The sequence below is a fragment of the Rhodoluna sp. genome (assembly GCF_049276775.1).
Classification (GTDB): domain Bacteria; phylum Actinomycetota; class Actinomycetes; order Actinomycetales; family Microbacteriaceae; genus Rhodoluna.
This window is the reverse complement of sequence record NZ_JBASXC010000017.1, coordinates 37,627-61,736: the sequence shown is the minus strand read 5'-3', so window position 1 is coordinate 61,736 and position 24,110 is coordinate 37,627. Positions and strand designations below refer to the sequence as shown.

Annotated in this window: 22 protein-coding genes and 1 tRNA gene; 3 read left to right on the top strand and 20 right to left on the bottom strand. The window is 51.4% G+C overall.

Annotated elements, in window-relative coordinates:
- The 7 genes from WAO31_RS01360 to WAO31_RS01330 form a co-directional block, all read right to left on the bottom strand.
- Positions 1-1,886 (bottom strand): bifunctional aldolase/short-chain dehydrogenase (locus WAO31_RS01360; protein ID WP_509589293.1); only part of this gene is annotated, 1,886 nt, incomplete at its 3' end.
- Between the two features lie 5 nt (positions 1,887-1,891).
- Complete coding sequence (rhaI, locus tag WAO31_RS01355) at positions 1,892-3,067, bottom strand: L-rhamnose isomerase (RefSeq protein ID WP_509589290.1); 1,176 nt, start codon at positions 3,065-3,067, stop codon at positions 1,892-1,894.
- A 64-nt stretch (positions 3,068-3,131) separates the two neighbouring features.
- On the bottom strand, positions 3,132-3,455 hold the full coding sequence (locus tag WAO31_RS01350) for an L-rhamnose mutarotase (protein ID WP_509589287.1): 324 nt from the start codon (positions 3,453-3,455) through the stop codon (positions 3,132-3,134).
- A 93-nt stretch (positions 3,456-3,548) separates the two neighbouring features.
- The gene (locus WAO31_RS01345) at positions 3,549-4,592 is read right to left on the bottom strand and encodes a substrate-binding domain-containing protein (RefSeq protein WP_509589285.1); all 1,044 of its coding nucleotides are present in this window, start codon (positions 4,590-4,592) and stop codon (positions 3,549-3,551) included.
- Positions 4,585-5,592: an ABC transporter permease gene (locus WAO31_RS01340; RefSeq protein WP_509589295.1), complete on the bottom strand. Its 1,008-nt coding sequence runs from the start codon at positions 5,590-5,592 to the stop codon at positions 4,585-4,587. Before WAO31_RS01340 ends, WAO31_RS01345 begins: the two co-directional genes overlap by 8 nt.
- Positions 5,592-6,569 (bottom strand): ABC transporter permease, encoded by a 978-nt coding sequence (locus WAO31_RS01335; RefSeq protein ID WP_509589282.1) that lies wholly within the window; start codon positions 6,567-6,569, stop codon positions 5,592-5,594. The genes WAO31_RS01340 and WAO31_RS01335 overlap by 1 nt, the downstream gene beginning before the upstream one ends.
- A 2-nt stretch (positions 6,570-6,571) precedes the next feature.
- Positions 6,572-8,071 (bottom strand): sugar ABC transporter ATP-binding protein, encoded by a 1,500-nt coding sequence (locus tag WAO31_RS01330; RefSeq protein ID WP_509589280.1) that lies wholly within the window; start codon positions 8,069-8,071, stop codon positions 6,572-6,574.
- A 157-nt stretch (positions 8,072-8,228) separates the two neighbouring features.
- Between WAO31_RS01330 and WAO31_RS01325 the strand changes: the two genes are divergently transcribed.
- Positions 8,229-9,257: a LacI family DNA-binding transcriptional regulator gene (locus tag WAO31_RS01325; RefSeq protein ID WP_509589278.1), complete on the top strand. Its 1,029-nt coding sequence runs from the start codon at positions 8,229-8,231 to the stop codon at positions 9,255-9,257.
- A gap of 32 nt (positions 9,258-9,289) precedes the next feature.
- Here WAO31_RS01325 and WAO31_RS01320 read toward each other — a convergent pair whose 3' ends face one another.
- The 8 genes from WAO31_RS01320 to WAO31_RS01285 form a co-directional block, all read right to left on the bottom strand.
- A complete protein-coding gene (locus WAO31_RS01320; protein WP_509589275.1) occupies positions 9,290-10,531 on the bottom strand; it encodes a cytochrome P450 in 1,242 nt (413 codons plus the stop codon).
- The gene (locus WAO31_RS01315) at positions 10,528-11,712 is read right to left on the bottom strand and encodes an NAD(P)/FAD-dependent oxidoreductase (protein ID WP_509589273.1); all 1,185 of its coding nucleotides are present in this window, start codon (positions 11,710-11,712) and stop codon (positions 10,528-10,530) included. Before WAO31_RS01315 ends, WAO31_RS01320 begins: the two co-directional genes overlap by 4 nt.
- Positions 11,713-11,737: 25 nt before the next feature.
- Positions 11,738-11,926, bottom strand: coding sequence for a ferredoxin (locus WAO31_RS01310; RefSeq protein ID WP_509589271.1), 189 nt, complete (start codon positions 11,924-11,926; stop codon positions 11,738-11,740).
- 103 nt (positions 11,927-12,029) lie between these two features.
- A complete protein-coding gene (locus WAO31_RS01305) occupies positions 12,030-12,767 on the bottom strand; it encodes a creatininase family protein (protein WP_509589269.1) in 738 nt (245 codons plus the stop codon).
- Positions 12,764-13,744 (bottom strand): aldo/keto reductase, encoded by a 981-nt coding sequence (locus WAO31_RS01300; RefSeq protein WP_509589266.1) that lies wholly within the window; start codon positions 13,742-13,744, stop codon positions 12,764-12,766. Before WAO31_RS01300 ends, WAO31_RS01305 begins: the two co-directional genes overlap by 4 nt.
- Positions 13,745-13,869: 125 nt before the next feature.
- Positions 13,870-14,766 (bottom strand): AraC family transcriptional regulator, encoded by an 897-nt coding sequence (locus WAO31_RS01295; protein WP_509589264.1) that lies wholly within the window; start codon positions 14,764-14,766, stop codon positions 13,870-13,872.
- Between the two features lie 50 nt (positions 14,767-14,816).
- On the bottom strand, positions 14,817-16,106 hold the full coding sequence (locus tag WAO31_RS01290) for an MFS transporter (protein WP_509589262.1): 1,290 nt from the start codon (positions 16,104-16,106) through the stop codon (positions 14,817-14,819).
- Positions 16,107-16,177: 71 nt separating this feature from the next.
- A tRNA-Tyr gene (locus WAO31_RS01285) sits at positions 16,178-16,259 on the bottom strand.
- 104 nt (positions 16,260-16,363) lie between these two features.
- Here WAO31_RS01285 and WAO31_RS01280 point away from each other — a divergent pair.
- Positions 16,364-16,852, top strand: a complete 489-nt coding sequence (locus WAO31_RS01280; protein WP_509589260.1) for a YajQ family cyclic di-GMP-binding protein — start codon at positions 16,364-16,366, stop codon at positions 16,850-16,852.
- A 9-nt stretch (positions 16,853-16,861) separates the two neighbouring features.
- On the opposite strand, the gene WAO31_RS01275 is transcribed toward WAO31_RS01280, so the two are convergent.
- The 4 genes from WAO31_RS01275 to ubiE are packed head-to-tail and all read right to left on the bottom strand — an operon-like array spanning position 16,862 to position 21,227.
- Positions 16,862-18,124 carry an MFS transporter gene (locus WAO31_RS01275; protein WP_509589258.1) on the bottom strand — a complete coding sequence of 421 codons (1,263 nt, stop codon included), beginning with the start codon at positions 18,122-18,124 and terminating at the stop codon, positions 16,862-16,864.
- The gene (locus WAO31_RS01270; protein WP_509589255.1) at positions 18,125-19,486 is read right to left on the bottom strand and encodes an FAD-dependent oxidoreductase; all 1,362 of its coding nucleotides are present in this window, start codon (positions 19,484-19,486) and stop codon (positions 18,125-18,127) included.
- Between the two features lie 25 nt (positions 19,487-19,511).
- Positions 19,512-20,522, bottom strand: a complete 1,011-nt coding sequence (locus tag WAO31_RS01265) for a polyprenyl synthetase family protein (protein ID WP_509589252.1) — start codon at positions 20,520-20,522, stop codon at positions 19,512-19,514.
- A 3-nt stretch (positions 20,523-20,525) separates the two neighbouring features.
- Positions 20,526-21,227, bottom strand: a complete 702-nt coding sequence (gene ubiE / locus WAO31_RS01260; protein ID WP_509589249.1) for a bifunctional demethylmenaquinone methyltransferase/2-methoxy-6-polyprenyl-1,4-benzoquinol methylase UbiE — start codon at positions 21,225-21,227, stop codon at positions 20,526-20,528.
- Between the two features lie 71 nt (positions 21,228-21,298).
- Here ubiE and WAO31_RS01255 point away from each other — a divergent pair, with 71 nt between their 5' ends.
- A complete protein-coding gene (locus WAO31_RS01255; protein WP_509589247.1) occupies positions 21,299-22,540 on the top strand; it encodes an isochorismate synthase in 1,242 nt (413 codons plus the stop codon).
- Here the strand turns inward: WAO31_RS01255 and menD are convergent.
- The gene (gene menD, locus WAO31_RS01250) at positions 22,537-24,108 is read right to left on the bottom strand and encodes a 2-succinyl-5-enolpyruvyl-6-hydroxy-3-cyclohexene-1-carboxylic-acid synthase (protein WP_509589245.1); all 1,572 of its coding nucleotides are present in this window, start codon (positions 24,106-24,108) and stop codon (positions 22,537-22,539) included. The two genes, WAO31_RS01255 and menD, sit on opposite strands and share 4 nt — an antisense overlap.
- Positions 24,109-24,110: the final 2 nt, after the last annotated feature.

Below are 24,110 nucleotides of genomic sequence, written 5' to 3'. Positions count from 1 at the left end.
AACTTACCCAGGTCCTCTTCCTTAACTCCATAAACCTTTGCTCTAGAGGCTCCCCAGCCCTTGGCAAATATGCCGGAGCCGCGAACCACGCCGTCAGGATTGATGCCGTTGACACGAATGCCGTGCTCACCGAGCTCGGCCGCAAGCAAACGAACTTGGTGAGCCTGGTCCGCCTTGGTTGCAGAGTAAGCGATGTTGTTAGGCCCTGCAAAAACCGAGTTCTTTGAGGAAATGTAAATTATGTCTCCACCTAATTTCTGGTCCAGCAAAATTCTGGTCGCTTCTCTTGAAACTAGGAATGATCCTCTTGCCATTACATCGTGCTGAAGGTCCCAGTCCTTTTGGGTTGTTTCCAGAAGTGGCTTGGAAATCGATAGCCCGGCGTTATTGACAATGAGGTCAACTCCACCAAAGGCCAACACGGCTTCGTTCAGGGCCTTCTTGATTTGCTCTTCGCTGGTGACATCAATGGTCACAGCCACCGCACTGTCAGCGCCGAGGGAAGAGGCAACTTCCTGAGCAGCCTTAAGGTTTAGGTCGGCAATAACGACGCAGCCGCCTTCTGCAACTATTCGCTCAGCTATCGCCTTACCGATACCGCTACCGGCACCGGTGACAAATGCCACCCTTGTTGCCAGAGGCTTAGGCTTGGGCATTCTCTGGAGTTTGGCTTCTTCGAGCAGCCAGTACTCGATGTTGAATTTCTCGGCATCGCTAATTGGGGAGTACGTCGAGATTGCCTCGGCACCCCGCATGACGTTGATGGCGTTTAGGTAAAACTCACCAGCAACACGAGCGGTTTGCTTATTTGCACCAAAGGAGAACATGCCAACTCCAGGAACCAAAACGATAGCTGGATCAGCTCCGCGCATTGCCGGTGAATTCTTTTTCGCATGCTTCTGGTAGTAGCTTGCGTAATCCTTTCGATACTGCTCGTGCAGAACAGTCAGTCTGGCCTTTACCTTTTCTAGGTCAGCGTCTGCTGGAAGATCAAGAATCATCGGCTTGACTTTGGTGCGCAAAAAGTGATCTGGACAGCTGGTGCCTAGTGCGCCAAGCTTCTTTAGCTTCGCGCTTCCCATGAACTCCAGCACGGCATCGGAATCGTTGAAGTGTCCGATCTGCGGCTTATCCGTTGAAGCTAGGCCTCGAATAAACGCTGCAATTTCGGCAGCACGTGCCCTGCGGGCTGCTGGCTTTAGTGGCTGAAACTTTGCTACCTTTTCGCCGAAAGGATTCTTGATGCCCTTCTTGGCGATGTAAGACTCGGCAACTCTAATGATTTCCTTTGAGTTAGCTTCCGACTCTTTACTGGTCTTACCCCAGGCCGTGATGCCGTGCCCACCGAGTATGCAGCCGATTGCCTGAGGGTTTTCAGCCTGCAACTGGGCAATGTCAAGACCGAGCTGGAAGCCTGGCCTGCGCCAGTCAACCCAAAGGACTCGATTGCCATAGATCTTTTTGGTTAGGGCTTTACCGTCTTTTGAAGTTGCAATCGCAATTCCACTATCAGGGTGCAGGTGATCAACGTGGTCAACATCAACAAGCGCGTGCATTGCCGTGTCAATTGATGGTGCGGCACCGCCTCGACCGTGCAGACAGTAGTCAAAAGCTGCGACCATCTCGTCTTCTCTTGCAACACCCGGGTAGATCTTCTTGAGGCTTCTAACTCGCTCAAGCTGCAATACGGCAAGGCCCTCTTCACGAAGAGTCCCAAGATCTCCTCCGGACCCCTTGACCCAGATAAGTTCAATTGCCTTTCCGGTAGTCGGATCGATACCCTCGCCCTTAGCCGAGGTGTTTCCTCCCGCGTAGTTCGTGTAGGCGGGGTTGGAGCCAAGGCGATTACTTCGACCCAGGAGGTCGGATACGGTTTTTTTGCTCATGAACCTTAGGCACCCCAGCCTGCCTGCTGGCCGCCGACGCGGGATTCAGCAATGGACTTCAAATATCCAGACTTGTTGAACGCCTCAAGTGGGTTGGCATCTAAGCCCTTTGATTCGCGCCACTTTGCAAGAGCCGGTCGAACGTCGGTGTAGAAGGCGTCCATCAGGATGTCATTTCCAGCTAACACGTCGCCGGCTTTCTGAGCCTTATCGAGTGCAGTATTGTCAACAAGAAGAGCGCGAGCGGTCATTGCCTGAACATTAATTACGCTTCGAATCTGTCCGGGAACTTTGTCTTCTATGTTGTGGCACTGATCGAGCATGAATGCAACGCCAGACTTAGCGCCGTACCCGCCACCGCGAATTACCTCATACATAATCCGGAACAGCTGGAAAGGATCGGCTGCGCCAACAATTAGATCATCGTCCGCGTAGAACCTTGAGTTGAAGTCGAAAGAGCCAAGCTTGCCCAGTCTCAACAACTGCATAACAATAAATTCGATGTTTGTTCCAGGCGCGTGATGGCCGGTGTCTAGACACACAACGGCGCGTTCTCCAAGAGCGCTGACCTGCGCGTAGGCAGTTCCCCAGTCGGGAACATCAGTGTGGTAGAAAGCTGGTTCGAAGAATTTGTATTCCAGCACAAGTCGTTGGTTTTTACCGATGCGTGCGTAAATCTTCTCCAGCGAGTCAGCCAAGTTGTCCTGACGTGTGCGCATGTCGTCCTGGCCAGGGTAGTTTGATCCGTCGGCCAACCAGATTTTTAGATCCCGTGAGCCGGTCTCGTTCATAACGTCGATGCAATCAAAGTGGTGATCAATAGCGCGCTGACGTACTTTAGGGTCCTGATGAGCGAGGCTACCGAGTTTGTATTCCTCATCCTGGAAGGTGTTCGAGTTAATTGTTCCAAGCTCAACACCTAGTTCGTTGGCGTGTTTTTTTAGTTCATTAAAAGAGTCGACTTTGTCCCACGGGTAATGAAGAGCGACAGTTGGAGAAATTCCCGAGTACTTGTGGACCTGGGCGGCATCTTCAATCTTCTCGAAGGCTGTGCGGGGGACACCTGGCGAGCCAAAAACTCTGAACCTTGTCCCCGAGTTACCAAACGCCCAAGATGGCAATTCAATTGCCTGGTCGTCTAGTTTCGCGAATAGTTCCTGCTCGCTGATCGTGCTTGCCATTTGAATCAACCTTGTCTTCTTGAGTGTTACCTGGATCTGTCTAAAATAAATTTCTGTTTCTGCTCTAGGGCAGGAAGAAGACGTCCTCTAAACGAAGAAATCCTTCGTCTGGTCTGCGTCCTTCCAATGTGACGAAGAACTCCGCCATCATGGCTTGCCACTTTAGATTTATCTCCTTGGTCGCCATTCCGTCCAGAGCAGCCTGATAGTCAGGTGTTTCAAAGTACCCAAAGAGTGTTGCGTCATTGCGATCTAGAAAAAGCGTGTAGTTATGCCATCCAGTCTCAGTCAGAGCCGCCTGCATCTCCGGCCACACGTTTTTGTGGTGCTCTACATATTCATCGAGGCGATCTTTGCGAAGCTGAAGCCTGAACCCAACTCTCTGCATTTTTCATTCCCCTAACTTTTATTCCCGAGAGGACCTGTGGTGGGTATCTCTACCCACCACAGGTTCATCGAGATGCTGATTCCTATTTACCGACTAGTAAATAAGTTTGAACTCGCCAATGTTCTCCTTGGTGAAGGTGAATGGAGAACCAAGGTAAGCAATGCCGCCTTCAACTACTGTGTAGGTCTTGTCGCCTGCAGTAAATGTTGAGCCAATGGCGCCATCAAATGTGCCGTCCTTAGCTGCAACAGCTGCGTAAACAGCTACATAACCTAGGTCAAGCGGGTTCCAGAGTCCAACCTTCTCGACTGTTCCATCTTCAATGTAAGGAGCCATTTCGGATGGAAGACCAAGACCGGTCACCTTTACAGCAGCGCCCTTAGCCTTCTTCTCTACGGCCGCAGCTAGAACTCCAACTGTGGTCGGGGAGATGATTCCAGCTACATCTGGGTACTGAGCAAGAATCGAAGCGAATGCCTCGGCTGACTCGGTTGGGTCGTTTGCGAAGAATGTTGCTGACTCAAGTGATCCACCGGCCCATGACATGTCTGGGTACTCGCTCTCCAGGTATGGACCCATTGCGGCGATCCATGCTGTCTGGTTAGCAGCGTTAGCAGGGGTGATGATTGCTACTGAACCCGCACTTCCAATTGCTTCTGCAATCCAGTCAACCTGTGCAGTACCAATGTCGTCCTGCTCAGATGGAAGGATTGAAACAACGCGGCTACCAACGGACTCTGCTGCAACGTCTGCGTCAGAAGTAACGATGATGATGCCTGCTTCGCGAGCCTTGTCAAGAGCAGGAACAATTGCGTTCTGGTCTGCTGCTGAGATTACAAGGATGTCGTAGCCCTGCTGAATTACCTGGTTGATAAATTCAGTCTGTGCTGCTCCGGTGATTTCGTTTGGACCGATGTAGTCACAAGTTGCACCAAGTTCTGCACAAGCTGACTGTGCACCTTCGTTCCAACCGGTGAAATACCCGATGTTGATTGCCTTTGGAACAATGGCAATCTTGAGCCCGTCAGAAGAACCAGTGTCGGCTTCTTCTGCTGCAGGAGCGCAACCAGCAAGGCTGAACGCCAACACTGAGGCTGCAAATGCTGCAGTTAGCGCTTTTGCTACTCTCTTATTCATTTTTTTCCTTTTCCTGTTTCTTTGGTTGGGTGCTCCCCCAAGGCTTTTGGATTCGCACAAATTCAGTGATCCTTGGAAGGACAACTGAAATCAATAGCAGCCCGCCGCTTACGATAAGCAACGCATTGGCTGAAAACCCCTGTAGCTGAAGACCAGATCTCAAAACTCCGATTGTCAGTACAGCGGCAAGAACTCCCCACATGGTGCCCACGCCTCCGGCGATGGCAACACCTCCGAATAGAACGGCAGCGATTACGCTCAGCTCGTACCCGGTTCCACCGTCAGGTGAGGCGCTAGCAAACCGGAGTGTGTATATCACGCCTGCAACTGCAGACATCAACCCGGTGTAGGCAAATAATCCGAGCTTGACTCGATTCACCGGGATACCGCTGAACTTCGAGGCGTCCGGGTTAGTTCCAATTGCAAAGACCCAGCGTCCGAGTTTGGTGTTGTGAAGTACGAACCATGCAGCGCCTGCCAAAATCACGAGTGGAATAGTTGCCCAGGGCAAGAAAGTGTTTGGGATGTTCTGATTTCCCAGATCAATCCACTCTCTCGGAAGCTGATTAACCGGCTTGTTTTCCAGAAGCACCCAGCAGAGTCCTCGGTAAAGAGCCAAGGTTGCAATGGTTACAGCAAGCGACGGAAGACCAAATACCGTAACTAGAATTCCATTGAAGATACCGGCTGCTAGACCAACAAGGAGTCCGATGACGATTGCAATGTCAAAAGGTACGCCCTCTTGGAATGCGTATCCAATCGAGGCACTCGTGAGAGCCATGATTGAAGCAACTGAAAGATCAATCTCCCCAGAAATAATTAAGTAGGTCATAGCAGTTGCGATGATTGCAATCTCAGCTACGGACTGAATGACGAAGCTTAGGTTTGAGGCTCTAGCGAAGTACTCCGATCCAAAACTGCTTATTAGTACGGAAATAAGCAAGAACACCACAACACCCTTATCCCAGGTGAATTGACTTTTATTCAGGCTGAGTTTCATCACGATGACGCCCCCATCACGTTCGTGGTTTTCACTCTTGTGGAGAGGTATCGATCCAAGCCAATAGCGGCAATAATCAAGGCTCCGTTTACGGCCAGCTGCCAGAACTGCGGAATACCGAGAGCACCGATTGCCATGAGAATTGTCTGCAACAGCAAGGCACCAATAACTGCGCCGTAAACGCTTCCCGTTCCTCCAGCGATTGAAACCCCCCCTACAACACAGGCTGCAATGACCAGAAGCTCTAGACCTAGACCAGATTGTGTACTCGCGCTGTTAAACCTCGCGAGCATGATTGCTCCGGCAAGACCGGAAACTGATCCGGTTGCGATAAAGGCAAGTAGAACGCGTAGCTTGACAGGAATTCCAACTAGCTCTGCAGCTGCAACATTGGATCCGATTGCGTAGAGGTCTCTGGCTGCTCGAACTTTGTGCATTATGACGCCGGCGATAATCATCAGCACGACGACGACAATGAACAAGTATGAGATTCCGTAGAAGCGGTTTAATCCCATCCAGTTCAACTCCACGGGCACCATGCTCTCGACAATGGTTTGTCCCTTACCGACCTCATTGAATATTCCTCGGACGATATACAAAGTTGCCAGAGTCACCACGAGGCTAGGAAGTCCCAGATAGGCAACCAGGAAACCATTCACGGCTCCCACCGTTGCTCCAACGAGTAGCGCTGCGGTTAGCACAGCTACGAGCGAGTACCCCTTGGAGGATAGATCACCAATCAAAAATGACGTGAAACCAATAACGGACCCGACGGATAGATCGATGTGTCTCATAACAATCACAAAGGTTTGTGCAATGGCCAGAACTGCAACTATTGCCACACCGAACAAGATGTCGTTGAGAATGCTCGGGGTAAAGAAGATCGGATTCATAAATCCAGTGCCCAGATACACCAGCACCAGGCCAAGAAGAACTGGTACCTCTCGGACCCTGATTATCTTCCAAACTACGTTCATGCTTAGGCCGCCGCTCCCGTTGCTAGAGCGATTACCTTTTCAGGCGTTGCTTCATTGCGATTGAGGATTGCAACCTGGCGACCCTCACGCATCACCAGGATTCGGTCAGACATTCCGAGTACTTCCGGGAGCTCCGATGAGACCATGATGATGGCGAGTCCCTCTTGAGCCCTCAGCGAAAGGAGTCTGTGAACTTCAGATTTTGTACCCACGTCGATACCGCGGGTTGGCTCGTCGACAATTAGAACGGCTGGTTCTGTTGCAAGCCACTTTCCGAGAACAACCTTCTGTTGGTTACCGCCGGAAAGTCTTTCAACGGCATCGTTCATCGAGGCGAACTTCAATTGGAGAGTTTTTGCCCACTTGAGTCCTACTTCTTGCTCGTCTTTTTTCTTAACGACTAAATTCTTTATCATTCTTTGCAAAACTGTGATTGAGGTGTTTTTAGCTATGGAGTAGGGCATCAGCAAACCCTGTTGTCTTCTGTCCTCAGGAACCAATGCAATTCCTGCAGCCATCGCCTTCGATGCGCTGCCCTTCTGCAGCGCCACCCCGTTCAGTAAAACCGAACCAGTGTCGTATTGATCAACACCAAAAATGGCTCGGACAATTTCAGATCGGCCTGAACCAACCAAGCCGGCAAGGCCAAAAATCTCACCCTTACGTACCTCAAAGTTAATTCCCGCAAATTGGCCAGAGGAGGCTAGGTTCTCTACTTTTAGGACTACTTCGCCAAGTTTCGGAGTCTGCTTCGGAAACAGTTCCGAAACTTCTCGACCCACCATCATCTTGATTATTTGGGCCTCGGAAACATTTTTGATTTCGTCAGAACCAACTGTTGCACCGTCTCGCATTACTGTCATGCGTTGACAAAGAGCAAATACTTCGTCCAGGCGGTGGCTAACAAACACAACTGCGCAGTTTTGATCACGCAAGGTTCTTGCAACGCTGAATAGTCGGTCTACTTCTTTAGTCGAAAGAGCAGCTGTCGGCTCGTCCATGACAATCACCTGAGCATTGATTGACAGGGCCTTTACGATTTCCACGATTTGCTGATCAGCAATTGATAGTCCACGAGCAATTCGATTGACGTCTAGGTCTACTCCCAGCTGATCGAAAAGCTTTTTGGCCTCAAGCTGCATCTTCTTCCAGTCCACCATCTTGGCGGTTTGAAGGTGACGTCCGACAAATACGTTCTCCGCAAGAGTTAGGTCCGGGAATAAACTTGGCTCCTGGTAGATAACCGCCACACCCTGCTGCTGCGCAGTTCGTGTGCTTCCCTGTTGGAACGGTTTGCCGTTTAGGGTTATCGACCCAGAGTCGATTTTGTGAACTCCGGCCAAAGACTTCAGGAGGGTGGATTTTCCGGCGCCATTTTCGCCAAGGAGGGCGTGTATCTCGCCCGCATAAAGGACCAGGTTCGCACCATTGAGCGCCTGAACTCCACCGAACGCCTTGGTGGCGCTCTTTATCTCCAGTACGGCCTTTGAGTTTGCTGCCATTTGGAAAAACCCCGTCGTTTTAGTGAATCGTTTCAATTCAGTTAGTAATAAGCTACTTTGTTGAACAAGTTGAACGTTGGGATATTTGGCTTTGTAATTGAATCGTTACAATTGGCCACTAGTCTAAATTGAACGTTCAATCAGATTGGTGGATGCCGTGTCCGTAAGCGTTAGAGACGTTGCGCGCAAAGCAGGCGTGTCTGTTGGGACGGTGTCCAATGTCCTTAACAACCCTGACAAGGTAGCTGACAAAACAGTATCTAAAGTTCAGCAAGCGATTAGGTCGCTGGGCTTTGTTCGAAACGATGCCGCCAGACAACTGCGCGCTGGTAAGTCTCATTCAATTGGTCTCTTGGTTCTGGATGTCAGAAACCCTTTCTTTACCGATCTAGCCCGGGGCGCCGAGGAGGCGGCAGCTGAGCACCACATGTCTATCCTGCTCGCAAACTCCGACGAAAACCACGAACGCGAGAAGCAGCTTCTGAGTTTGTTTGAAGAGCAACGCGTTGCTGGACTTCTAGTTTCGCCCGTGTCATCAGACATTAAGGATCTAGTCAGCGCCAGAGATAGGGGCACTCCCATAGTCCTCGTTGACCGCGAGTCGAAAGATAAGACCTTGAGCTCGGTGGCCGTCGACGACGTTGCTGGCGGATTTATGGCACTTAGCCACCTAATCGAAACTGGTCGAAAACGAATCATGTTTGCAGGTGGGCCGATGAGTATTCAGCAGATTGCTGACCGCCTAAAAGGATCGAAGAAAGCCATCAAATCTCAAGACAATGCCGAGCTCGAAGTCTTTGCGACGAAGAATCTAACTGTTCTCGAAGGGCGGGCGGTTGGAGAGGCAATTCTTAGTCGGCCAGCTTCACAAAGGCCTGATGCTGTTTTCGCCGCAAATGATCTATTGGCTATCGGAATCATGCAGGTTTTGGTTGTTGCCAAGAATATTTCGATTCCAGGAGACATTGCACTGGTCGGGTACGATGACATTTCTTTTGCCAGCAGTGCCTTGATTTCCCTTTCTTCTGTTAGGCAGCCTTCAGCCCTGATCGGAGCTCAGGCAATCGAACTACTAATCGAGGAAACGGAGGCGCCACAGAATTCGACTAGACGCCAAGTTGTATTTCAGCCCGAGCTGGTGGTTCGAGACTCTTCTCGCTCTAAACAATCAGCCAAGAAAAACTAATCAATTTCTCTATGCGAGAGCTCGATTTCTTTTTAGCTATCCCACTCAACCAGTACCGCACCAGCTTCATAAACCGCGACTGGGTGAGCAAAAGGCATTGGGGTGAGCTGTTCGGCGTGGACAAGCTTTAGGCCCTTGCAACCCAGGATCAGCTGGCGAATACCCTCAGAGATTTCAATTCTTGCCACCTGCTGACCAATGCAGCCATGAATTCCATAGCTAAAACCAAGGTGCCCAAAGCCATCTCTGTTTACATCGAAGACGTCTGGATCTTCCCAGCGTGCAGGGTCCCGGTTTGCCGCAACCGACGAAACCGATACTGACTGGCCAGCCTTAACTAGGACCCCCTCCAACTCAACGTCTTCCAGAGCAGTCCTGGGGAATAAGGTGATGAACATTGCTCCGTAGCGCATGAATTCCTCAACAGCCAGATCAATTTTCTCCGGATCGGCAAGGAGTATCTCTAGTTGGTCTGGGTTTGTTAGAAGTGCGACGGAAGTGGTTGCAATTAGGTAGGCCACCGAGTCACGACCAGCGCCCATGAGCAGTCTGAGCACACCCTCGGTTTCATGAGGAGTTATTTCCTCCGAAGCTAGGAGGTCTGAAATAACATCCTCGCCTGGGTTGCCTTTTCTAAGCTCTAGGACCTCGCGAATGAAGTCGTATTTCTGCTGTGCAGTCGAGCTGCCCTCGAAGAGGCTAATAAAAGTTTGTAGGTGAGACTCCGGCACTCCAAGAACGTGGCAGTGAGTCCTAGCCGCAATTGGCAATCCATAATCTCTCCAAATGTCGGCTGGTTGCTCCTTGGCTTTGAATAAAGCAAGCTGCTCGGAAACCATCTTGCTTATCCATTCGCGACGAGATCTAGCCTGCTTCAGCGAGAATCTTGGAGTCACAAGTCGACGAAGCTTGGAGTGCTCGTCACCGTCCATGATCAAAAGATTTGACTGCTCAGAAATTTGAGCATCATCGTCTAGTGGGCCAGGTAATTCTGCAGGCAGAGCAGCGTTCGGTACATCCTTATCGCTAGCTAGATCGCCCACCGGACCCATGGGAAGTCGCTCGGGTCTCATGCTAAAGCGCGGGTCTGATAGTACAGAGCGTGCTAGATCGTAACCGGTAGCTATCAAGCCATCGTGTCCGTCTTGATACTTTAAAGGTGTAGCCGGTGCCTCTGCTCGCCACTTAGCAAAACTAGGTGATGGCTTCATGGGTGTTCCGTCTCCCGGAAGGGAAGCGTGATTCACGGGGCAGGTGGGTTTGCTGTCGCTCATAGTTGATCCTTTACTAGGGTTTTGGTGTTCGAAATATTTCGTGACTCGTCGACTAGCGACCGACCTTGTCTAAATTCTCTGACCGGTGCATCCCACGCCACCACTCCTCGAGTCGCTCCTGCACTGTCAGCTCCGAGCAGCGACCCAGATTGGGAGATTGAAGTTAGCTCCTTAAGGGGCTGTCCGTCAAACCATCCATATGCTTTGATGCTCACGCCGTGAAGGTCCGACCAGAAAAACGGTGCGGGTGAAGTTGGCTTACGATTGTGCACAATTGTTCCAGCTACCGACATGGCTTGCTCGATGGCATTGGTTTGGTGTTCGACTCGAACTTGGGCACCGGTTTCTGGATCCTGCCAGGCTGCCACGTCACCGATTGCATAAACGCCAGGTGCTGCAAGCCCTAGAGAGTCGCAGATAACGCCATCGGAAATATCTAGCCCCGATTTAGCCAACCACTCTGTGCAGGGAATCGCTCCAACCGCTGCGACCGCTACATCTGCCGCAATAATTTCCCCTGAATCAAGTAGGAATCTGGCACCATCCTGGCCAACTTTTATGTCTAGCACGTCGCTGCCGAGTCTTAGCTCGACGCCGTTTGCGGCGTGGAGATCTTCAATCTTGCTTGTTAGCGCACCTCCAATCGAGCCAAAACTAATCTCTTTAGCTTTGCCAACCAGAATCACCTCAGAGCCAAGCGCCCTTCCGGCACTTGCAATTTCGGAACCCAAAACCCCTGCTCCAATCACCGCAATCGTTTTTGAGTGACTCATTTTTTCTTTTAGCGAGATCGCGTCCTCAAGATTTCGCAGAGTGTGAACTCCCCGGCTTCCGAGCTGACGCGCCTTAGCACCGGTAGCGATAATGAGCTCATCAAAACTCTCAACCCCCGAGCCGGTTAGAACAACTCTGTTATTTAGATCCAACTGCAATGCGGGGCTAGAGCCGCGGAACTGTATTCCAAGGTCTGCAAGATCTTCCTTGGACTTGATTCTGGTTTGATCGGGCTCCCAGGAACCCATCAAGAGTTGCTTGGAAAGAGGTGGGCGGCTGTATGGAAGATGTTCCTCGTCACCGATGAGAATAATCTCGCCCTCAAACCCCTCGAGCCTAAGACTCTCTGCAGCTGTGAGCCCAGCGATGGACGCACCAACAATCACGATGCGATGGCTAGATTTCATGATTGCTTGGGGTTATGAACTTTGGCTAGCTGACGATGATTGCTCGGGCTGGGCACAGAGAAGCGGCCTTTTGGGCTGCGTTTTCTTCTGAGGCATCAGGGTCGGCGTTTAGCAGAACCACGATTCCGTTGTCATCCTGATCAAAAAGTGATTCTGCGACTAGAGCGCACTGTCCGGAACCAACACACGCGTCTTCTTTGACTGTGATTTTCACTTTATTTACCTCCATTGGTATTTGTGTAATGCTAACCCTCGATTGTTGGAGTCAGGCATGGGAACTTGGTGCGAAACATGGACTGAACAACCGCCGTCAGTAACTACTTCTTTCCTGAAGTGGCTAGCTTTGCAATCCAGGTGACCAGTGAATCCAGCAGCGCAGCTGAGTCCTTTAGGTCAATAGCTCTCGGATCAGGTCCGAACACTCCCCATAGCGCGTGGTCCTTCTCGTGCCGGTGAGAACCAAACGGGTTATCTCCTGGGTCGATACTCGGGTTAGAAGCCGCCTCTGGAAGTTTGTTGACGTGAACCAAATCTGGGTGAAGGGCAGCTAAAAGAAGTGATTCAAAGACCCCGGCGTGATCTGGCGCAACTGGAGCCTCATCACAATCAGCCATACTCCTCGTTGTTAGGTGCATCTTCTTACTATTATCGGCGGCCCAACTAGCGGCCAGCTCTTTCAAAAGAGCACGCTGTTCGTCTGCAAAGTGCCCGCTTAGAACAACGGCTGATTCGACCCCCAACTCCTCTAAGCGATCAAGCATTGCTTGAAGATTCTCACCCAGTCCATTGCCGGTTGGCATCATCAAGGTCCAGGGGTAGTTTGAGTGCTCGCCACCGGTCCCCTGGTAAACGGTAGGCAGCACAACGCCTCCGGTGACTTTTGCGGCTGCCACGCATACTCCGTGAGCTGTGAGTCCATCGAGACCGGTGGGTAGATGAGGTCCGTGAAACTCAATGGCACCTAGCGGTAGGTAGACAATTGATGCCTTCGCCATTCGGTCTTCAATTTCAAGGTGCGAAAGAAATTCCGCGCGTACTTCAGTTTCGGTTTTCATACGTAGTAGTTCCTTCTCCACTCGTGGCTAGCTAGCTTTTTCCTAAGTTCCCTTGGCAGTCGAACGCCATCCGAGTAGGACAGGTTTTCCTGTATTCGACGTGAATTACTCATGCCGAGAATTGCCGTTGAGACCTCTGGCCTATCGAGTACAAAGCGCACGGCCACTTCGGCAAGTTTTTCGTAATACTCAGAGGTGTCATCTTTGATCGCTTCAATCCGCTTCAGGGTCAATCCGAATCGCTCATCCCTATAAAAGGTGTGCAGCACAGAACCTTCATCCCAACTCGAATAAGTGTCCTTGTTCCAGAGACCGCTTAGTGAACCGGAATCGAGTGCAACGCGAGCAATGATTGCCGTGTTTCCTTCGGCTGCCGCTGGGAAGAGCGCTTTCTCAGGCTCTTGCTCAAAGATGTTGTAAATCACTTGAATCGAATCAATTAGCCCACTGCCTGCTAGCTCAACTCCATCCTCTGGACGGTAGTCGCGGATTGAGACCCCAATCTTGTCGATCTTTCCCTGATCGCGCAGTTTTGAAAGTGTTTCTAGCCATTCCCTGTTTCTGAGGCCATCCGGTGCCCAGCAGTGCAGCTGGTAAAGATCGAGTCTTTCGACGCCGAGTCTTTTCAGAGATCCCTCGACCTGCTCAATTAAGTATTGGCTGGGATACAGCTCTGAGAATTTTGGGTCGCCTTCTGTGACAGGTGGCCACGCAACCGGCTGAGCTTTTGTGGCAACTTTGATTCCGCCGTTGCCCCACTCTCGAAGCGATTTACCAACGATTGTTTCACTGTGCCCAAGCCCGTACATCTGGGCGGTGTCGACGAAGTTGATTCCTGATTCGTAGCACTCAATCAGAGTTGCTATGGACTCGTTGTCATCAACCGGTCCCCACTGCCCTCCCAGCTGCCAGGCCCCAAAAGAAACCTCACTGATGTCCCAGCCAGTTCGACCAAATTTTCTGTTGATAACGCTCATCTCGCACCAATCGTCTTCGATTACCTAAAGTGACTCTAAAACTATTTGATTGCAAGAATTACCAAGCATGTACTTCCGACCCAGTTCATGGACAATCCACCGCGCCAGAAAAACCCACTGGTAATTTACGGTCGGAGTTCTCCTTGGGCAAAGTGACTTGGTGCAATTCCATATTCTTCACGAAAGACCCTTGAGAAATAAAGCGGATCGGAGAAGCCAACCATTTCCCCAATTTCATTAACCCGAAGCCCGCTCGTGCGCAGTAGGTGGGCGGCCTCCTGAAGCCTAAGTTGCCTAACCCAAGTTCTTAGAGGAACGCTGGTGTACTGATTGAATAGTCGCTGTGCGGTAGTGGCACTGCAATCCCCAGCCTTTGCCACCTCGGCAACCGATAGGGCAGAACTGATGTTTGCGCGGGCATATGCCATCATTTCTTCGAGAGCTACGGGTAATACTTTGTCCGCTTGCCACTGTCCCCAAAGTCGATTTTCAACCAGCACCACTCTGGCTAGTTCTCGATAGAGCTCCTCATCAAATGACGCATCCGTAAATCTTTCGACCGCAAACCTGCCAAGGTCAGCTATTCGTCGAGCCGGTCCCGACAGGTAGCTTGCCATTGCGGGTTCAAATTCGTTTGGGTCTCCGGATCGGGCTGGGTCGTCTAGAAGGGGATCGTTCACCAAGTGAGCTACGCGAGGCACAACCGGGACTCCCTCTTTGTGATGAGGAACAATGTGCAGCGTCCCCACTCGAAATGGGTTCTGGGCATCTGCCTGGTACTCAACTTTGTGATGCCATGGAAGTCGAACAATTTGGTTTGGGCCTACGCGAAAAGATTTACCAGCACAGCTAATCAACCCTCCACCTCTAACAATCCAGACGAAGGAGACGCTCATGACATGGGGATTAAGTAAATATTCTCCGGGCCTAAAGCGATACCAGTTAGCGCCGACGATGATTGCGCTGCCTTTGGGTCCCTGTTCGGACTCACCAGCATCAGTGGATCGATGACTTGCCTGCATGTCCAGATGTTACCTGACCCAATTGATAAATTCCACGCGACGGTTCTTTCTTAGCGACTAGAACCAGTCGAAGCGTGCGCTGCCGCAACCGCCCTTTTTCCTGCTGGTAGCAAAACAGCAACAACCGCAACGGTCACTGTGATGAGCCCTGTAGCAACTAGAAGTGTCTCAACCGAAACAATGTCGGCAAGGGGTCCAAGAACCGCCATCCCGAGAGGCATGGCAACAGCCATCACAATCCCAACAAAACCAAAGACTCGCCCCTGGCGCTCTGGCTCAACAGTTTCTTGAAGCAGAGTCATAGAAGAAGTTGAAAATGCTGGGACAGCTAAGCCAATAATGAAAAACAGGCTATAGAAAACAATCAGGTTCGTTGTGAAGCCCATAACAACGGCTAGAACGCCGAAGATGATTGATGTTCCCACCATCATTCCTAGGCGATCCACCTTGGTGGCAAAGATCGCCATCAGCGCTCCTCCGGCCACCATCCCAATTCCAAATGAGAGCTCGAGGATGGTGAGCAGCCAAACGTCGGATCCAAAAGTTCGAACCAGCATTAGCGGAGAGAGGTTTGATGGAGCAACAATTAGCAAGAAAACGATGGCGTAAATGGCCATTACCCAACGCACAAGGTCGTTGCTGAATATGTACTTCATGCCCTCGCGAAGGTCGGTGAAGTAGCTCGGTTTCTCATCGCTTGCTGCCCGAGCAAGGGTTGGAACAGAAATTGTGGCCAAAAGCGAAAGCCCAATAACCGCCGTCGCAAAATCGATAAACAAGATTGCCGCTAGTGAAATTGTTGAATATATACCCGCGGCAGCTACCGGAGCCAGGATCATTAGCGAGGACTGAACACTGCTGTTGATTCCGTTTACCCTCATGAGCTTTTCGGTGGGAACAATTTGGGGAAGTAATGCCGAAATGGCTGGCATTTGGATGCCGGCACCCACCGATCGAACCGCCATCACCAGAAAAATCAGCCACAGATCTTCAACGCCTGAAAGCATGAAAAATGCTAGAACCAGAGTTGCCAGGGCAATCGTGGAATCGGAGATGATAATCATCACTTTTCGATTCATGCGGTCGGCCCAAACCCCAGCGAAGATGGAAACGATTGCCTGAGGTAGAAAACCAAAGATTGCCGCCAGGGCTAGCACCACACCGGATTTGGTGGTGAGAGTCAGGTGCCACAAAAGCGCATACTGAACCAGTAAAGAACCAAAGGTAGAAATGGTCTGACCGACCAGAAACACAGTCGCCCTTTGCTTCCAGCCTGACTTATCTTCACCCTCTGTGCTATCACTGCCTGAGATTGGCGAGGCCTTGATGGACTGATCCAATTTTTTTCCCTCGCTCGTAAGTACTTGTAAGTAAAGTGTAAAAACCCCAGCCGTGGAGGGCTGGGGTTTCGTGGCTAGTGAGGGATTCGAACCCCCGAAGGCTGAGCCAGCTGATTTACAGTCAGTTCCCTTTGGCCACTTGGGTAACTAGCCATCTGTGTGTTGTGATTTCGGCGCCCTAAAAGAATACCAATATTTACCTGCCACCCAGACCCCGTATTTCCGGGCCTCATATGCTGTTCTTGTAAACTGTTGGTATGGCTGATTCCTCATTCGACATCGTAAGCAAAGTAGACCCGCAAGAAATATCAAACGCCTTGAACCAGGCCTCCAAGGAGGTTGAGCAGCGCTACGACTTCAAGGGAGTTGGTGCCTCAATTGAGGAGTCTGGCGAGAAGATCCTTATAAAGGCCAACAGCGAAGAGCGAGCCAAGGCGGTTCTGGACGTGTTCCAGTCCAAGCTGGTCAAGCGCGGTATCTCGCTAAAAAGCCTAGAAGACGGAACGCCCTTTGCCTCCGGCAAGGAGTTCCGCATCGAATGCAAGATCAAAGAGGGTATCTCTCAGGAATCAGCTAAGAAGATCAACAAAATAATCCGCGACGAGGGGCCAAAGAGCGTAAAGTCTCAGATTCAAGGAGATGAGCTTAGAGTCAGCAGCAAATCACGCGATGATCTTCAGGAGCTTCAAGCATTGCTTAAGAGCAAAGACTTGGATGTTGACCTGCAGTTCGTGAACTACCGCTAAATCCTTTAGCTAAGACACTTCGTCCACCACTGTAATTGGACCGGTGAGTGGGAAGGCGTTCTCAACAGCTTCCTTACGCTTCGAGTTCTTGGCAACTCTTCCAGCCAAGATACCTGCGATGAACATCAAGGTCACCGGCAATATAAAGGCAAGCCCTAAACCAACACCCTGCGCAAGAGCACCCATGAAGATCTTGGCGATGCTAACCGCGATGGTGTTAACAAGAAGCATTCGAGACAGGGCCTGAGAGGTGGTTAGTCCAGCGACGTGACCGGCGGCTCCGAAGAACGAGGGCACCATGGGCGCAAGGCCAAAACCAGTCACCAGCCAAAACATGGACAAAACCGCAAGCGCAAGGATTCCGTTTACCGGAACTAGAAGTGGTGCAACTAATACCCCAAGCAGCATGGAAACCGACGCGATGATGCCGCCCCACTTCGATAGCTCACTGATGTGATATTTCTTGGTGGCTCGGCCAATCAGCAAACGCCCCGCAATCATGGCGATTGTGAAGGCGGTGAAGGGAATGGCTCCAAGGGTTGGATCAAGCAGCATGATTTCCTTGGCAAAGACCGCTGACCAGTCCATCATCACCATCTCGGGAAAGACTCCGGCAAAAAAGCCAAAGGCCAATAGCCAAAGCTGAGGTGGGGATTTGAAGAACGGCACCTTTACTGCGGCCTGGCGCTCCTCGTGGTGGCCATCCTCATCGGGTGTGAGCATCAACCTAATGGCGAACTGAAAGGCAACCAGGGCAACAAGACCCACCAAAATAAGGTGCAGTTGCAAAGACATAAAGCTTGCCAAGATTCCAGAAACCGCAGCACTAACTCCAGCTCCGATGCTCCAGGAGGCGTGGAATTTTCCAATGATGACCTGCTTCACTTTTTTCTGAAGCATCACGGACTGGGCGTTCACGGCGATGTTCAAAAAGCTCATACTGAACATCATCAGGGCGTGGAAAATGAAATAAACGAAGCCGTTGGTTGCGAGACCTAGGCTGATGGTCGTTGCAACAATCATGAAGCTTGAGAAGCGAACAATTGGTCTGGTGCCAAATTTTCCAACCAAGCGATTGGTGATCAAAAGCGGAACAAGTGCACCGAGGCCCGCAAGTCCAATGATTAATCCCCAGACGCCAAAGGACACATCAATTTGCTCAATGATCTCTGGGATTCTTGGGAGGTAGGTGATGGCTAGAAAACCCTGGATGAAAAAAGCTGCGACCAGAGCGGACTCGGCGCTTTTGGTTCTTTCCTTAGTCAACTCCAATTAGGGTTTTGCTCCTTTAGCAATCTCTAGAAAATCTTCTCTTTCAACAAGCTTGATGCGCTTGCGCTCCTGGGCCTCACCCAGACGCTTCTCCTCGGCGTCTATCTTTAGCCACTCGGGCCAACCGACATACTCAACGTTGCGGCTGTCCAACAGTTCAACAATTGCCGCCTCTTCGGGAGCGACCGGCTGCCACCAGGTTGGCTTATCTTCGATGATCTGCGCGATGGTTTCGATGGCGTCTGATTTGGTGTGTCCGATGAGGCCAACCGGTCCGCGCTTAATCCAGCCGGTCGCGTAGACACCTTCTATTTGCTTTCCCGTTGAATCAAGAACCCGACCCTTATCGTTTGGAATGACTCCGGCCTTTGAATCAAACGGGATCTCAGACAACTCGGAACCGAAGTATCCAACCGCGCGATAAACAGCCTGCACCGGAATTTGTCGGAACTCACCGGTTGCAACCACCCCACCATTGCCATCTAGTTTGGTTCGCTCAATCTTTAGGGCCTTGACTTTTCCGTTTTCGCCAATGATTTCAACCGGGGCAGAAAAGAAGTGCAGGTGTAATCTCTTTGGCGCCCCGGTTATTTGCTTCTCACGCAATTCCTCCAGGGTTTTGACCATCACGCGAGTTTGGTTGTTACTCTCAATTTGTTTTTGCGAACCCTCGTCGTACTGGAAATCCTCTTCGTAGACGATGGTGTCAACACCTTCGACGTGAACGGCCTCTCGAAGCTCAAGAGGAGAAAACTTGACTTGGGCTGGTCCGCGTCGACCAAAGACGTGAACGTCGGTTGCGTTTGAGGCGAGTAATCCTTTGTAGACATTTTCTGGAATATCTGTTTCGAGCATCTGGGCAGGGGACTTAACAAGCACCCTTGCAACATCGAGCGCCACGTTGCCGTTTCCAATAACTGCCACCTCTTTGGCGCTTAGGTCCCAGCTTCTTTCAAAGTCAGGGTGGGCGTCGTACCAGTTAACAAACGCTGCTGCCCCGAGAGATCCCTCGAGCTCGACTCCTGGAATTGCAAGTTCTGCGTCGTGGACGGCGCCGGTGGCAAAGATGACCGCGTTGTAGTGCTTCTTTAGATCATCCAGCGTGATGTCTTTTCCGTAGGTCACATTGCCGAAGAAGCGAATGTCACCTCGATCAAGCACCTCGTAGAGTGCCTTGATAATGCCCTTGATTCTGGGGTGATCGGGGGCAACTCCGTAGCGGACTAAACCGTAGGGGGCTGGAAGCAAATCAAAAAGGTCAATCGAAACATCAAAGTCACGGGTTTCAGATTTGATCAAAAGATCGGCCGCGTAGATACCGGCAGGACCGGCGCCAACGATTGCAAGCCTGAGCTTAGACATCTTGTTATTCGTATCCTTAGATCTTTTAGTTTTGACGCTCGATAACCGCATCGGCAAAGTTAGTGAGGGCTTCGCGAACTGGTCCAGCTGGCAAATCGGCTAAAGCTGCTATTGCCTGGTCGGCCCAGCGCTTAGCCTCTTGGAAAGCACGCTCGGTTGCTGGGTGCTCACGCAATTGTTCAATCACTTTGGTCAGTTGGACATCGTCATCGAGCCCGGCATCAATTATCTCAATAAGCTTGGCGGATTCGCCATCCGATTTAGCATCCTGCCGCAAATAAAGAACCGGTAGGGTCTGAACCCCAGCCCGAAGGTCGGTTCCCGGAGTCTTGCCCGATACCTGTCCATCCGAGTGAATATCGATTACGTCATCGATTAGCTGAAAAGCAACACCGATGGCTTCACCGTATTTTCTAACCGGCTCGCGAAGCGACTCATCTGCACCAGAGAACAACACTCCAAGCTCCGCCGAGGCCGAGATTAGGGAACCGGTTTTGTCGGCAAGAACGCTCAGGTAGTGCTCAATAGGGTCTTGACCCTCTGCCGGACCAACGGTTTCATTCAGTTGTCCAAGGCAGAGCCTTTCAAAGGTGTCAGCCTGCAGGGTTAGCGCTTTTTGACCGAGCTTGGAAACCAGCTGAGATGCTCTTGCAAATAGCAGATCCCCAGTCAAGATTGCGACATTGTTGCCCCATATCTCGTGAGCAGAATCAACACCTCTTCTTTTGGGGGCGCTGTCCATGACATCGTCGTGATACAAAGTTCCGATATGGGTTAGCTCAACCACCACAGCAGATTGAATGACCTCGTTCGCCGTTCCATCACCGAGCTGTGCACAAAGCAAAACAAGTGTTGGTCTGATTCTTTTACCTCCGGCATCAATCAGGTGACGCGTGGTCACCTTGGCGATTGGGTCGGTGTGCTTGACGGCTTCGATCAGCTGTTTTTCCACAAGCTCCAGCCCAGACTCGAGCTTCGCGAGTAGGTCTTTATCGGCGACCTTGCGAAGCTGCTTGGGCAGCGTGGTTTTGGGCATTAGTTAGGCTTTCTTTGGCTTTAGTCCAGTATGGATAGCAACAATCCCGAGGGTTTGATTCCTGAAACCAACAGATTGGTAGCCAACTTTCTCTATCAGCTTCACAAGCTCCGCTTGGCGAGGCCAAGCGTCAATTGACTCCGCAAGATAGCTATATGCCTCTGGGGTTTTTGAAACCAGTGCAGAAATCCGCGGAAGAAGATTCTTTAGATAAAAGCGGTATAGAGAGTGCAGGAACTTGTTCGGAATAGCCGAGAACTCACAAACCACCAGCCTGCCGCCTGGCTTTAGCACCCGAAGCATCTCCGAGAGTGCGAGCTCGGTATTTTCAACGTTTCTAAGACCAAAGGAAATAGTGACGGTGTCAAACTCCTCTGCCTGGAAAGGAAGCTTGGTGGCGTCGGCAAAAACAAACTCAATCTCGGGATGGCGCTTTCTGCCTTCCTCGAGCATTCCGTTAGAAAAGTCGGCCGCGACCACGCGGACGCCCTCTTTGAGGAAGGCCACCGAGGAGGCCCCCGTGCCGGCAGCTAGATCCAAAATGGTCTGACCGCTTTTCGGGTTTACCAGCTTGGCCACCGCTTTTCGCCATGTTCTGGCTGATCCGAAGGAGAGTAAATCGTTCGCCCTGTCGTAGTTTTTTGCGACTCCGTCAAACATCGCAGCAACTTCCTGCGCCTTCTTGGTTAGGTCCGCTTTACTCACCTATCAATCTTAGCTTTGACCTAGAATTTAAGAAGTTCGGCCAATTTGGCCCCAAAAACGAAACGGCACCGATGTCATCAATTCGAAAACTTCGCGTTTTAACGCGTGAGTTAGCGACCCCCGAGGGCTTTGACATCACCAGACACTTCCCCCCTAATCCCACCGCCTTCATTCGAAACGGCCAAGGATTGATCGGCTTCGGAGAAGCCGCTCGCTTTGAGACCTCCGGTCAAACTAGGATCGCCGAGCTCGCGAGCCTATGGCGCGACCAGGTTGAGCAATCAGAGATCACAGACCCGCTTCAGGTGCAGGGAAGTTCCCTGGTTGGTTTTGGGAGTGTGACATTTTCTCCCGATAGCACCATCAACTCGGTTTTGATTGTCCCAAGGATCATCCTTGGGACCAGAGATGGCCGAAGCTGGATAACCAAAATCACCCCCGAGGGTGAAGAGGAAGCAACCGCCGATTTCTACAGCAAGGTAATTTCTTACGCAGAAAACCAAAAGCTTTCCTTTGTTGAGGGTTCGATGACCTCGGCCGGATTCTTAAAGCAAGCTGAAAAGGCAATCTCAAAGATTCGTTCGGGCAAGATCCAAAAGGTTGTCCTTGCCAGAGAAATAATGGCTCAGCTCCCACAGGACTTTGATATTCGAACCGGACTTCGGGCCCTAGCCAAAAAGTACCCGAGCTGCTGGGTCTACTCTGTGGCTGGAAACTTCGGGGCCTCGCCCGAGCTTTTGGTTCGGGTCTCGCATGGGCAGGTTTCAGCTCGGGTTTTGGCCGGCACCACCTCGCGCGGTGACTCACCGGAATCAGACGTTCAAAGATCCAACGCCCTGGTTGCATCAGAGAAAAACCTGGCCGAGCACCGCTTCGCGGTGGACTCGATGGTTGAAGCCCTGAGTCCTTTTTGCCTCACGGTCGACTCTGACGAGAAACCATTCAGCTTGGCACTTCCAGACCTTTGGCACCTCGCGAGTGACGTCTATGGAAAGCTGAAGAACAATATTTCGGTTCTGGATCTGGCGGCCTTTTTACACCCAACCGCTGCGGTTGCCGGAACCTCGAGGGCTGCTGCTCAAGCTCTGATTGCAGAGCTTGAGCCTTTTGATCGCGGCGGCTACGCGGGACCGGTCGGATGGATTGGTGCTGACGGCGATGGCGAGTGGGCCATCGCTCTTCGGGGTGGATACATTGAAGAAAGCGTCTTAACCGCATTTGCAGGGTGTGGGCTGGTGGCCGATTCAGAGCCAGCGGCAGAACTTGAGGAAACCGAACTAAAGTTTGTTCCGGTTCGAGGAGCTTTGAGTTAGAGCTTGATTTCGATAAGGACCCGACCCGGGGTTTTTAGGGCCTCGGTGAGTTCTTGTTCATCGGCAGGCGCGAGATAAACAAAACCGTAGGCGTTAGCAAGTGACCAGTAGTCAATCTTTTGACCGGCTCTAAAGATTCGGTCAAAGGTTCCGGTTTCTACCTCCTGGAATAGCTCCAGCTTCTCGAAGATGCTGCCACCCTGATCGTTGACCATAATCAGCTGAAGATTCAGGGTCTCTTCCGGATCTTCGATCATCGATGAGGAATCGTGAATCAAGGTCAGATCGCCAATGATTGCTCTGGTGTATGCGCCTTCGGCACGAAGGGCGATGCCGGTTGCAGTTGCAACCGTGCCATCTATTCCAGATAGACCGCGGTTAGCAAATACCTGAACCGCTTTGGACGGTGCCCAAATATCCGCTTCGCGGATCATTCTGGATGCGCCCAAAACAATCGAGTCATCCAGCTGGCTCGCCTGGTAGACAAGCTCAATTACTTTTCTTCTATCTAGTCCAGACTCATAGGACTGTGCTGAGATCCAGTTGTGGGAAGCTACTCGCCACCTTGCAAGCCATTCGCTACTAACCTCGCCGGTCACGCTCAGATCATCAACAATTTGAGATGCGTTCCCATATGGATTGAATAATCCGGTGAGCTCAGAGTTGACAACAATCAATTCGATGTCGTCTCTCGCGATGAGCTTTTGAACTTCGCGGCTTAGGGTTGGTTTTCCATAGACCACAACTCTTTGAATCTTGGCTTTTAGTTCTTCGTCCTCGGCCAAAATGGCAGCGTAGGCAACGATTGAGTTTGCGCCGTAGCGACACCTTGAGCTTGGCTCGGCAAACACCGGCCAGCCGAATGCTTCCGATGCCTCCAGAGCGAGAACGCCGGATTCGGCTCCTGCAATCACAACCGTGTTTGGTTCTCCATCTAAAATCGCAAAGCTTGGAACCGGAAGTGTTTCTTCGGGAAACTCCGCCCCGGTATACACATCTGCTGCGTCGGGGGTCTTGGAAGAAAGCGGTTCTTTGAAACAGATGTTTAGGTGCACCGGGCCCGGTCGGTGGGGAAAATCTCCCATTGCCGTTGACACCGCTCTTTCGGCTAACTGCCGAACGAAATCTAAATCAACTTCTCCCTCAGGGGCTGGGACATCTTCACAAAACCTAACCGCATCACCAAAAATCCCGACCTGGTGGGTGGTTTGGTTGGCTCCAACCCCTCGAAGTTCTTGGGGCCTGTCCGCCGTGATGACAATCAGTGGAACACCGCTGTGGTGAGCTTCAAGCACGGCCGGAAGTAAGTTGGCAACCGCGGTTCCCGATGTGGTCATAACTGCAACCGGTTGACCCGATGCCCTCGCTGCCCCCAGAGCGGTAAATGCCATCGAGCGCTCATCGATTCGAACCCTCAGGGTGAGTCGATCAACGTCGTGAAGTTGTTGGGCTGCGATGGCAAGTGATTGAGATCTTGAGCCGGGAGATAAAAATACCTCCTCGACCTCCAGCTCCGAAAGTGCAGCCATTAGATGAGCTGCGAAGATTTGCGAAGGTGCTGCAATCAAAG